9 protein-coding genes are annotated in these 10,836 nt (G+C 72.1%); 5 read left to right on the top strand and 4 right to left on the bottom strand.

The features are described from left to right. Window positions 1-14 precede the first annotated feature (14 nt). Window positions 15-494 (bottom strand): Lrp/AsnC family transcriptional regulator, encoded by a 480-nt coding sequence (locus tag ACFVIU_RS18460; protein ID WP_385843849.1) that lies wholly within the window; start codon window positions 492-494, stop codon window positions 15-17. 122 nt (window positions 495-616) lie between these two features. On the opposite strand from ACFVIU_RS18460, the gene hppD reads away from it, so the two are divergent. After that, window positions 617-1,762: a 4-hydroxyphenylpyruvate dioxygenase gene (gene hppD, locus ACFVIU_RS18465; protein WP_385843608.1), complete on the top strand. Its 1,146-nt coding sequence runs from the start codon at window positions 617-619 to the stop codon at window positions 1,760-1,762. A 14-nt stretch (window positions 1,763-1,776) separates the two neighbouring features. Here the strand turns inward: hppD and ACFVIU_RS18470 are convergent, their stop codons facing one another. Continuing rightward, the gene (locus ACFVIU_RS18470) at window positions 1,777-3,237 is read right to left on the bottom strand and encodes a tetratricopeptide repeat protein (RefSeq protein ID WP_385843610.1); all 1,461 of its coding nucleotides are present in this window, start codon (window positions 3,235-3,237) and stop codon (window positions 1,777-1,779) included. A gap of 97 nt (window positions 3,238-3,334) precedes the next feature. On the opposite strand from ACFVIU_RS18470, the gene ACFVIU_RS18475 reads away from it, so the two are divergent. Further along, a complete protein-coding gene (locus tag ACFVIU_RS18475) occupies window positions 3,335-4,729 on the top strand; it encodes an FAD-binding oxidoreductase (protein WP_385843611.1) in 1,395 nt (464 codons plus the stop codon). Between the two features lie 17 nt (window positions 4,730-4,746). On the opposite strand, the gene ACFVIU_RS18480 is transcribed toward ACFVIU_RS18475, so the two are convergent. Beyond that, entirely contained in the window at window positions 4,747-5,160 is a 414-nt protein-coding gene (locus ACFVIU_RS18480) for an SsgA family sporulation/cell division regulator (protein ID WP_385843612.1), read from the bottom strand. Between the two features lie 230 nt (window positions 5,161-5,390). On the opposite strand from ACFVIU_RS18480, the gene ACFVIU_RS18485 reads away from it, so the two are divergent. Both ACFVIU_RS18485 and ACFVIU_RS18490 read left to right on the top strand, forming a co-directional pair. After that, the gene (locus ACFVIU_RS18485) at window positions 5,391-6,935 is read left to right on the top strand and encodes an RDD family protein (protein WP_385843614.1); all 1,545 of its coding nucleotides are present in this window, start codon (window positions 5,391-5,393) and stop codon (window positions 6,933-6,935) included. Between the two features lie 62 nt (window positions 6,936-6,997). Next, entirely contained in the window at window positions 6,998-7,723 is a 726-nt protein-coding gene (locus ACFVIU_RS18490; protein ID WP_385843615.1) for an RDD family protein, read from the top strand. A gap of 31 nt (window positions 7,724-7,754) precedes the next feature. Here ACFVIU_RS18490 and ACFVIU_RS18495 read toward each other — a convergent pair whose 3' ends face one another. Next, a complete protein-coding gene (locus ACFVIU_RS18495) occupies window positions 7,755-7,988 on the bottom strand; it encodes a hypothetical protein (protein ID WP_385843616.1) in 234 nt (77 codons plus the stop codon). A gap of 355 nt (window positions 7,989-8,343) precedes the next feature. Here ACFVIU_RS18495 and ACFVIU_RS18500 point away from each other — a divergent pair, with 355 nt between their 5' ends. Further along, window positions 8,344-10,704, top strand: a complete 2,361-nt coding sequence (locus ACFVIU_RS18500) for an immune inhibitor A domain-containing protein (RefSeq protein ID WP_385843618.1) — start codon at window positions 8,344-8,346, stop codon at window positions 10,702-10,704. Window positions 10,705-10,836 lie beyond the last annotated feature (132 nt).

The raw sequence follows: 10,836 nt of genomic DNA on the forward strand, positions 1-10,836 counted from the left end.
CCCGAGGGGTGCCGTCACGTCTCTGCCGCGTCCCGGGACGCCTGCTCCACCAGCGGGATGATCCGCAGCGGAACGGGGTTCTCCATGACGATCGCCGTGGAGGCCCGGACGATGCCATCAAAACCGACAACCCGGTCGATCACCCGTTGAAGATCGGCGTTGGAGCGGGCCACCAGCCGGCACAGCATGTCCCCGCTGCCGGTCGTGGTCAGCAGCTCCAGCACCTCCGGCACGGTCGCCAAGTGCGCCCGGACATCGGCCCCTTGGCCCTGCCGGATCTGGAGCGTGGCGAACGCGGTGACCGGGTAGCCGAGGGCCGCCGGGTCCACCTGCGGGCCGAACCCGCGGATGACTCCGTTCGACTGAAGCCGGTCCAGCCGGGCCTGCACGGTCCCCCGCGCGACCCCGAGCCGCCGGGACATCTCCAGCACTCCGATGCGTGGCTCCCGGGCCAGCAGCACGATGATCCGGCCGTCCAGATGATCGATCGCCATGAGCACCCCTGAGATGGTCATCCTGTACAGAAAGACCGCCGAGACGGCCGTACCACTGGTCAGATTGCCCAGCGATAACGCGAACTATTGCGCACCTTGCAGAGCGGAGTCACCCTTCCGCCATGACGCAGACCACACACCACACTCCCGACACCGCACGGCAGGCCGACCCCTTCCCGGTCAAGGGAATGGACGCGGTCGTCTTCGCCGTGGGCAACGCCAAGCAGGCGGCGCACTACTACTCCACCGCCTTCGGCATGCAGCTGGTCGCCTACTCCGGACCGGAGAACGGCAGCCGCGAGACCGCCAGTTACGTGCTCGAGAACGGCTCCGCCCGCTTCGTCCTCACCTCCGTGATCAAGGCGAGCAGCCCCTGGGGCCACTTCCTCGAACGGCATGTGGCGGAGCACGGCGACGGCGTCATCGACCTGGCCATCGAGGTGCCGGACGCCCGCGCCGCCTACGAGTACGCCCTGGAGCACGGCGCGCGCGGCGTCACCGAGCCGTACGAGCTGAAGGACGAGCACGGCACCGTCGTCCTCGCCGCCATCGCCACCTACGGCGAGACCCGCCACACCCTGGTCGAACGGACCGGCTACGACGGCCCCTACCTGCCCGGCTACGTCGCCGCCTCGCCGATCGTCGAGCCGCCCGCCCGGCGCACCTTCCAGGCCATCGACCACTGCGTCGGCAACGTCGAGCTGGGCCGGATGAACGAGTGGGTCGGCTTCTACAACAAGGTCATGGGCTTCACGAACATGAAGGAGTTCGTGGGCGACGACATCGCCACCGAGTACAGCGCGCTGATGTCGAAGGTCGTCGCGGACGGCACCCTGAAGGTGAAGTTCCCGATCAACGAGCCCGCGATCGCCAAGAAGAAGTCCCAGATCGACGAGTACCTGGAGTTCTACGGCGGCGCCGGCGTCCAGCACATCGCGCTGAACACCAACGACATCGTCGCGACGGTACGGGCCATGCGCGCGGCCGGTGTGCAGTTCCTCAACACCCCGGACTCCTACTACGACACCCTCGGCGAGTGGGTCGGCGACACCCGGGTGCCGATCGAGACCCTGCGCGAGCTGAAGATCCTCGCCGACCGCGACGAGGACGGATATCTGCTCCAGATCTTCACCAAGCCGGTCCAGGACCGTCCGACGGTGTTCTTCGAACTCATCGAGCGGCACGGCTCCATGGGCTTCGGCAAGGGCAACTTCAAGGCCCTGTTCGAGGCGATCGAGCGCGAGCAGGCCAAGCGCGGCAACCTGTAGCCCCGCCGTCGGGCTCAGCTGGGCGGCGGCTCCTCCGGGACGTCGCCCAGCTCCCGCAGCGCCGCCCGCGCCGCCGGCACCGCGAGCGGCGAGAAGTACGGGTTGATCCGCAGCGCCTCCGCCAGATGGCGGCGGGCCGGGGCGTACAGGTCCAGCTCCCGCTCGACCATGCCCCGGTGGAAGGCGTACAGCGCGCTGCGCACCCCGCCCTTCGCCGTGTCCGTCGCCAGGACCGCGTAGCCGAGGGCCTCCTGGTCCTCGCCGGCCCGGTGCAGCGCCCAGCCGAGCGCGTCGGCCACCTCGATGCCCGGCTGGCGCTCCCACTCCGCGCGCAGCCGCCGCACCGCGTCCAGCGCGTCCCCGTGGTCCGCCTCGAACCGCCCGATCAGCAGCTCCTCGTCCACCCCGGCCGCGATCCGCCGCCGTACCAGCGCCTTCAGCCGGTCGTACTGCGCGCCGGCCTCCCGGTGCCGGCCCAGCGACTCGTACAGCTCGCCCAGCTCGACCACGTCGGCCGGGTCCGCGGCCGCGGCCGACGCCTGCCGGTAGGCGCCGACCGCCGCACTCGTCCGGCCCTGCGCGGCCAGCACCCGGCCCCGCCCGGCCGCCGCCGCCCGCTGCTCCGGGTCCAGCCGTACGGCCGCCTCGAAGTGCCGCAGCGCGTCCGGCAGATCCCCGCGCTCCCACGCCAGCTGCCCCAGCCCGGTGAGATACGCGGCCTGCTCGGCCGGGGTCCCGGCGGCCGCCGCCGCGTCCGTCAGCTGCGCCACCGCGTCCTCGCGCCACCCCCGGTCCCGGTACACCGCCGCGGCCCGCGCCATCATCGCCGGCCGCTCGGCCGCGCCGGTGCGCAGCGCCAGCAGCTTGTCCAGGCTCCCCCGTGCCGCCTTGTAGTCACCGAGCCCGGTGTAGGCGTCGATCAGCGGCGGATACGACTGCCAGCGCTTCGGCGCCGCCTTCAGCGCCTGCTCGCCGTACCGTTTCGCCGCCGGGAAGTCGCGGCGCGCGTTGGCCAGCGCGGTCAGCCCGTCCAGCGCCTCGGTGTTGTGCTGCCCGCGCACCCGCAGCGAGGCCTGGAGCGCCCGCTCGGCCCGCGGGAAGTCCGCCGGGTCCGCCGCCCGCCGCCCCCGCTGCACATACGCCGACCCCAGCACCGCCCACGCCCGCGCGTCCCGGGGCCGCTCCCGCACCCGCCGCTCCTGCTCGCCGATCAGCGCCGTCAGCTGCGGCAGCGCCGCCGGCACCCCGGCGGTCACCGCCGTCAGGGCCTGCGCCTGCGCCTGTGCCTGTGCCTGCGGCCCCGGCGCGGGCGGTCCCGCCGCCCTCGGGTGCGACTCGGTGGAAGGCAGCATCAGCACCGCGCCCGCCGCCACCCCGCCGCCCAGCGCGGCGACCAGCATCCGCCGCAGCACCCGCCGGCGCCTGCGCGGCACCGGCGGCCCGGCCGTCGCAGGCGTGCCCAGTCGGTAGTCCATGGCGCTCACTGTGCGTCAGTACGACGAGCACACCCGGGTGGCCCCGGGGCGGGGCGGCCGGGTTCACACCGATGGCCGCGGGTGCGACCCTGTGATCATGAGCCGCACCGAAGACACTGTGCGAACCGGTAACCTCACCGACCGGCTCCTGGCCGGACTGCCCGCCGAGGCCGTCCTCACCGACCCCGACGTCACCGCCTCCTACGCCCACGACATGGCGAGCTTCTGCCCGGCGGGCGCCCCCGCCGTGGTGGTGCTGCCGCGCACCGTCGAACAGGTCCAGCACGTCATGCGCACCGCCACCGAGCTGCGCGTCCCCGTCGTCCCGCAGGGCGCCCGCTCCGGCCTGTCCGGCGCCGCCAACGCCACCGACGGCTGCATCGTGCTGTCCCTCACCCGGATGGACCGCATCCTGGAGATCAGCCCGGTCGACCGGATCGCCGTCGTCGAACCGGGCGTCGTCAACGCCACCCTCTCGCACGCGGTCGAGGAACACGGCCTGTCCTACCCGCCGGACCCCTCCAGCTGGGAGATGTGCACCATCGGCGGCAACATCGGCACCGGCTCCGGCGGCCTGTGCTGCGTCAAGTACGGGGTGACCGCCGAGTACGTCCTCGGCCTGGACGTCGTCCTCGCCGACGGCCGGCTGCTGTCCACCGGCCGCCGCACCGCGAAGGGCGTCGCCGGGTACGACCTCACCCGGCTCTTCGTCGGCTCCGAGGGCTCGCTGGGCATCGTCGTACGGGCCGTGCTGGCGCTCAAGCCCAAGCCGCGGCCGCAGCTCGTCCTCGCCGCCGAGTTCGGCTCCGCGGCCGCCGCCTGCGACGCGGTCTGCCGGATCATGGAGGGCGGTCATCTGCCCTCCCTCCTCGAACTGATGGACCGTACGACCGTCAAGGCCGTCAACGACCTCGCCCGTATGGGCCTGCCGGAGACCACCGAGGCCCTGCTCCTGGCCGCCTTCGACACCCCCGACCCGGCCGCCGACCTCGCCGCCGTCGGCGCCCTGTGCCGGGCCGCCGGCGCCACCGAGGTGGTCCCGGCGGAGGACGCCGCCGAGTCCGAACTCCTCCTGAAGGCCCGCCGGCTGTCGCTGACCGCGCTGGAGGCGGTCAAGGGCACCACGATGATCGACGACGTGTGCGTGCCGCGCTCCCGGCTCGGGGAGATGCTCGACGGGGTCGAGCGGATCGCCGAGAAGTACCGGCTCACCATCGGGGTCTGCGCCCACGCCGGGGACGGCAACACCCACCCCACCGTCTGTTTCGACGCCGCGGACCCCGAGGAGTCCCGGCGGGCCCGTGAGTCCTTCGACGAGATCATGGCGCTCGGCCTGGAGCTGGGCGGCACCATCACCGGCGAGCACGGCGTCGGGGTGCTGAAGAAGGAGTGGCTGGCCCGGGAGATCGGCCCGGTGGGCCTGGAGATGCAGCGGGCGGTCAAGCAGGTCTTCGATCCGCTGGGCATCCTCAACCCGGGCAAGCTGTTCTGACCGGGGCCGTCCGGCCCTCACCGGGCGAGCAGCTGGTCGAGCGCGTCGTCGATGCCCAGCTGCCCGCCCTCCGCCCCCGGCGGCACCGCCCGCAGCGTCCGCTCCAGCCAGGCCGACACCTGCGGGACCGGCGCCTCCAGCAGCGCGTCCCCGTCGGGCGAACTCAGCGCCATCAGAACGACACTGCGCCCCTCGGTCTTCGCCGGCCACACCCGCACGTCCCCGTGCCCGCACGGCCGGAACACCCCCTCCACCAGCAGGTCCCGGGCGAACGTCCAGTGGACCGGCTGCTCGGAGTTGATGTGGAAGGCGATGTGGACGGCGTACGGGTCGTCGGAGCGGTAGCCGAGCCGGGCCGGGACCGGGACGCTGTGCTCGGGCGACAGGATGAGCCGCAGCTCCAGCTCCCGCTCCACCACCGTGTGATGCATGACGTGTTCCTTTCTCGCCGGGGCCGCTCGGTACGGGCCCACGGCAGGGGAGAGGGGGCGGGGGGCGGTGCATTACGCGGGTTCGAAGAATTTTTTTCGCCGGGCGCCGGGAACGGATGCGGCGTTGCCCGGAAAGGATGGGGTCCGGCAGGACTGGCGCTGTGGCATGCCCCGGTCTGATAGATGTGGATCCCCCCATCCCACCCCCGAGCAGATACGGGACGACGGACATGAGCGCCCCAACCCCGGCCCCAGGCGACGACCGGCCCCGCGAGGGCTACTACCCGGACCCGTCCATCCCCGGCTACGTCCGGTACTGGAACGGTGCCTCCTGGGTCCCCGGCACCAGCCGCCCCGCGCCGAAGGACGGCGAGCCGCTCATCCCACCCCCCGGCGTCCGCCCGGCGACCCCGCCCGCAAGCCCGGCGGCACCGGCCGCGCAGCAGGCCGCAAGCGCCGGGAGCCCGGCGGTGACCCCGGCCGTGACCCCGGCCGTGGAGGAGACGGGCCCGCACTTCTTCGACGAGGACCCGCAGCCGCAGGCCGCCGCGCCCTGGGGCACCGACCCGCGCGTGCCGGCGGACACCCCGGCCCGGCCCGCCTCCGCGGCCCCCTCCACCGAGGGCACCACGACCGTCCCGCCCGCCGAGGACGACGCCCCCGACCCCGGCACCTTCGTCTTCCGCCGTCCGATCCCCGGCCCGGCCCAGCCGGACAAGGGCACGATGACGTTCCGGCCGGTGCGGGAGAAGGACCAGCAGGGGTCGCCGGACCCCCGTACGGGCTCCCCCTCCGGGGCGTCCGGCGGGCCCGGCTTCGGAGCAGCGCAGGGCCCGGTGGGGATGCCGGGTGCCGTGGGCGCGGCGAGCGGCCCGTATGTCGCGGGCGGGCCCGCCGGTTCCGGCTTCGCCGCGGGCCAGGCCGCCGCCCGCGCCGCCACGGAGCAGCAGCCGGGGCAGCCGGCGCAGGCAGCCCAGGGTCCGCAGTCCGCCCCATCCGCTCCCTCCGCCCAGGCCGCCCCCGCAGCCCCCTCGCTGCCGCAGCAACCGCACCCGCAGCAGCCCGGTCCCTACCAGGCCGCCTCCCCGCTCGGTGCTCAGGGCGCTCAGGCCGCTCAGGGCGCTCCCCTGGGCGCTCCCGCCGGGAACCCCCTCACCAGTGGCCCGGGCGGCGGTCAGGCCTCCTGGGCCCAGCAGGTGCACCAGCTGGCCGGCGGGGCGGACGAGCAGCCCGTGGCGCCGTGGAAGCCCCCGGTGGAGGACGTGTTCCAGGCGGCCGCGCGCCGCCAGGCCGCCGCCCGTCCCGCGGGGCTCGGCAAGCGGTTCGCCGCCCGGCTGATCGACACCCTGGTCACCGCCGCCGTCACCGCCGCCGCGGCGGTCCCGTTCGGCATCCAGGCGGCCGACCACATCCGGCAGAAGGTCGACGCGGCCGAGCAGTCGGGCCACACCGTCACGGTCTGGCTGCTCGACGGCACGACCGCCACCGGCCTCGGCGTCGTCCTCGCCGTCCTGCTCCTCTTCGGCGTGGTGTACGAGGTGCTGCCCACCGTCAAGTGGGGCCGTACCCTCGGCAAGAAGCTGTGCGGCCTGGAGGTCCGGGACATCGAGGCGCACGAGCCGCCCACCTTCGGCCCGGCGCTGCGCCGCTGGCTGGTCTACAGCGTGCCCGGGCTGCTCGGCGTCGGGATCGTCGGCGTGCTGTGGTGCCTGTTCGACCGGCCCTGGCACCAGTGCTGGCACGACAAGGCGGCGCACACCTTCGTCGCGGGCTGACGACTACTCCGTACGGCCGCGCGCCGGATGCGGAGCCGGGGCGTTCGGGTTCCACTCGGGCCATGAGCAGCGAACCGCCCCACGGCTCCGGGGAGCAGCCCCCCGAGGACGACCCGTTCAGGAAGCGGCCCCCGTCGGACCAGGGGCCGGGCTCGCCGTACGACACCCCGTACGGCGGCGGCCCGCAGAGTCCCTACGGGGGCGGCCCCCAGGGCCCCTCCGGCGGTGGCCAGGGCCCCTCCGGCGGTGGCCCGTACGGCGGCGGTCCCTCCGGGCCCGGCGGTGGTGGCCCCTACGGCCCGCACGGCGGCGGCGGTTATCCCACCGACCCGCTGGCCGGGATGCCCCCGCTCGCCGACAGCGGCAAGCGGACGCTCGCGCGGATCATCGACATGCTCCTCGTCGGCGTCGTCGTCTGGCTGCTCACCTGGGCGTTCGGCGTGCGCGAGTACGACGTGAACGGCACGCACATCGAGGCCGGCCGATCCCTCGCGCAGTCCTTCGTCGCGGTCGTCCTCTATGTCGCCTACGACACCTTCATGATCAGCAAGTCGGGCCAGACCCTCGGCAAGCAGTGGCTCCACATGCGGGTGGCCAACCTGGACAACGGCGCCACGCCCTCGGTGCAGACCGCGTTGATCCGCGCCCTGGTCCTCTGGCTGCCGTTCGCCTTCTGCTGCTTCTGCTTCTGGACCGCGATCTCGGGCGGCTGGAGCTACTTCGACAAGCCGTACAAGCAGGGCCTGCACGACAAGGCGGCCAAGACGGTGGTGGTCAGCACCGACTGAGGCACCGCCCGGCCGAGGCGCCGGCGCGGTCTCACAGGGACGTGGTCACCCGCTCCGTCTCGGCCGCCCGGGCCGGGGCGGCGGCCGTGCGCGGCTTCGGCAGCGGCACCGTCATGGCCACCAGCAGCCCGAGCGCGAGCGCGGCGAGCGCGATGACGACGACGCCGAGCGCCGAACTCGTCTGGGACAGCAGCAGCATGGCGAGCGTCGAGAAGATCACGGTGCACGAACCGTAGACGAGCTGTGCGGCGGTCGGACGAGGCATGGCAATCGTGTCCTCGGAAGTCGGCGGTGGTCGGCGGTAACCGGCCGAAGTCTGCGGGGGGCTGCGGACGTTCTGGGTGCGTGTCTCCTGGCGTGCATGCCCGAGCGGGACGCCCGGTAAGCGTGACCTAACCCACGGTACCGGTGCACGGGGGGCGCACAAGAAGCACGGTCGCCGTAAAGCCAAGGTCAACTTCGCATAGTGCACGCACACTGACCAAGTCAAGATCTGTCTTTTCTGCTAAACCTCAAGTCAAATTACGTCACTTGAACACGCGCTTGTCATGCGCGCACGGATCCTCTCCATGACCCGGGAACCCCCCTGTCCGTGTGCGCGGCGCGGGGGAGGAACTCAAGTGACCAGCAGATCCTGGACGTTCAGAGCTGCCGCGATCGGGGTGACGCTCGCGGCGGCCTCCGCCACGTTCGCCACCTTCGCCGTCGCGGAGGCCAGCACCCAGACCCGGTCCGCCGCCATCAGCCGGCACGACCCGGCCCCGGTGAAGCAGCGCGCCCACGACCTCGACGGGCCGCTCAGCAAGACCCAGAAGGCCCAGCGCCAGGAGGCGCTGAACCAGCTCATAGCGGGCAAGGCCAAGGCCCAGGAGCGGCACGGCTCCAAGGTCGTCAAGCTCAAGAGCGCCAAGGGCGACGGCAAGTACGTCGAACTGAGCCGCGAGAAGACCGACAAGATCTTCACCATCCTGGTGGAGTTCGGGGACCAGACCGACCCCAAGTACGGCGGCAGCGCCGGTCCGCTGCACAACCGGATCGCCGCGCCGGACCGCACCAAGGACAACTCCACGGCCTGGCAGAGCGACTACAACCGGAAGCACTACCAGGACCTCTACTTCGGCACCGGCAAGAAGACCGAGTCGCTGAAGAAGTACTACGAGAAGCAGTCCTCGGGCCGCTACTCGGTCGACGGCGAGGTCTCGGACTGGGTCAAGGTGCCCTACAACGAGGCCCGTTACGGCAACAACGCCTGCGGCTCCACCAACTGCCCGAGCGTGTGGAACGTCGTCAAGGACGGCCTGAACGCGTGGGTGGCCCAGCAGAAGGCCGCGGGCCGCAGCGACGCCGACATCAAGGCGGACCTGGCCCAGTACGACCAGTGGGACCGCTACGACTACGACAACGACGGCGACTTCAACGAGCCCGACGGCTATGTCGACCACTTCCAGATCGTGCACGCGGGCGAGGACGAGTCCGCGGGCGGCGGTGCCCAGGGCACCGACGCGATCTGGGCCCACCGCTGGTACGCCTTCGGCACCGACGCCGGCGCCACCGGCCCCGCCAACAACAAGCTGGGCGGCGCGCAGGTCGGCGACACCGGGGTCTGGGTCGGCGACTACACCATCCAGCCGGAGAACGGCGGCCTCGGCGTCTTCGCCCACGAGTACGGCCACGACCTCGGCCTGCCGGACGAGTACGACACCAACGGCGGTGACAACTCCACCGGTTTCTGGACGCTGATGTCCTCCGGCTCCTGGCTCGGCACCGGCAAGGAGTCCATCGGCGACCTGCCCGGCGACCTGAACGCCTGGGACAAGCTCCAGCTGGGCTGGCTGAACTACGACACCGCCAAGGCGGGCGTCTCCTCCTGGCACAAGCTGGGCCTGTCCGAGTACAACACCAAGTACCGCCAGGCGGTGGTGGTCTCCCTGCCCGACAAGGAGGTCACGACCCAGATCGTCACCCCCGCGCAGGGCTCGGCCCAGTGGTGGAGCGGCAGCGGTGACAACCTGAAGAACACGCTGACCCGTTCCGTCGACCTCACCGGCACGTCCTCGGCCGCGCTCACCCTCGACGGCTGGTACGACATCGAGAACGGCTACGACTACCTCTACACCGAGGTGTCCACCGACGGCGGCGCCAACTGGACCGCCCTGGACGGCACGGTGAACGGCCAGGCCATTCCGCGCGACGGCTCCGGCAAGCCGGCCCTGACCGGCACGGTCGACGGCTACCGCAAGCTGTCGTACTCCCTGGACGCCTACGCGGGCAAGAAGATCGACCTCCGCTTCCGCTACCAGACCGACGGCGGCGTGGCCCAGAAGGGCTTCGCGGCGGACGAGATCGCGGTGACGGCTGGGGGTACCCCGCTGTTCTCCGACAACGCCGAGTCGGCGGACCCCGCGTGGACCGCCTCCGGCTTCTCCCGCATCGGCGCGTCCTTCGCCAAGGACTACAAGCAGTACTACATCGCCGAGAACCGGCAGTACGTGTCGTACGACAAGACGCTCAAGACCGGCCCGTACAACTTCGGTTACACCAACACCGACCGTCCGGACTGGGTGGAGCACTACGCGTACCAGAACGGTCTGCTGATCTGGAAGTGGGACACCTCGCAGGCCGACGACAACACGGGTGCGAAGGACCACCCGGGTGCCGGTCTGATCCTGCCGGTCGACGCCCACCCGAAGGCGCTGCGGTGGTCCGACGGCACGCTGATGCGCAACCGGGTCCAGGCCTACGACTCCACCTTCACCCTGGAGCCGACGGACGCGATCACGCTGCACCAGTCGGGCAAGGCGACCACGATCCGGTCGCAGAAGGGGGTGCGGGTCTTCAACGACCACACCAGCACCTACTACGACCCGGCGAACCCGGCCGCCGGTGTGAAGGTCACTGACACCAACACCAAGATCGTGATCACCAAGGCGGCCAAGGACGGCTCGACGATCGAGCTGGAAGTCGGCCCCGCGATCAAGTAAGCGGTATTTCCGCAGGTCAGAAACGTATCGGGGGGGGCCCCCGGGCGGGGGGGGGGGGGGGGGGGGTGGTGTGGGTGGGGGGTGGTGTGGGTTTTAGACACACCCAAAACGCGGGGTTTGGGGGGGGGGGGC

Origin of the sequence: Streptomyces sp. NPDC127190, assembly GCF_042672505.1 — a bacterium.
In the GTDB taxonomy this organism is placed as follows: domain Bacteria; phylum Actinomycetota; class Actinomycetes; order Streptomycetales; family Streptomycetaceae; genus Streptomyces.

Excerpts from the sequence above, each read along its gene's own strand:
- ACFVIU_RS18460 (WP_385843849.1), bottom strand. The coding sequence starts at position 494 with ATGGCGATCGATCATCTGGACGGCCGGATCATCGTGCTGCTGGCCCGG.
- hppD (WP_385843608.1), top strand. The coding sequence starts at position 617 with ATGACGCAGACCACACACCACACTCCCGACACCGCACGGCAGGCCGAC.
- ACFVIU_RS18470 (WP_385843610.1), bottom strand. The coding sequence starts at position 3,237 with ATGGACTACCGACTGGGCACGCCTGCGACGGCCGGGCCGCCGGTGCCG.
- ACFVIU_RS18475 (WP_385843611.1), top strand. The coding sequence starts at position 3,335 with ATGAGCCGCACCGAAGACACTGTGCGAACCGGTAACCTCACCGACCGG.
- ACFVIU_RS18480 (WP_385843612.1), bottom strand. The coding sequence starts at position 5,160 with ATGCATCACACGGTGGTGGAGCGGGAGCTGGAGCTGCGGCTCATCCTG.
- ACFVIU_RS18485 (WP_385843614.1), top strand. The coding sequence starts at position 5,391 with ATGAGCGCCCCAACCCCGGCCCCAGGCGACGACCGGCCCCGCGAGGGC.
- ACFVIU_RS18490 (WP_385843615.1), top strand. The coding sequence starts at position 6,998 with ATGAGCAGCGAACCGCCCCACGGCTCCGGGGAGCAGCCCCCCGAGGAC.
- ACFVIU_RS18495 (WP_385843616.1), bottom strand. The coding sequence starts at position 7,988 with ATGCCTCGTCCGACCGCCGCACAGCTCGTCTACGGTTCGTGCACCGTG.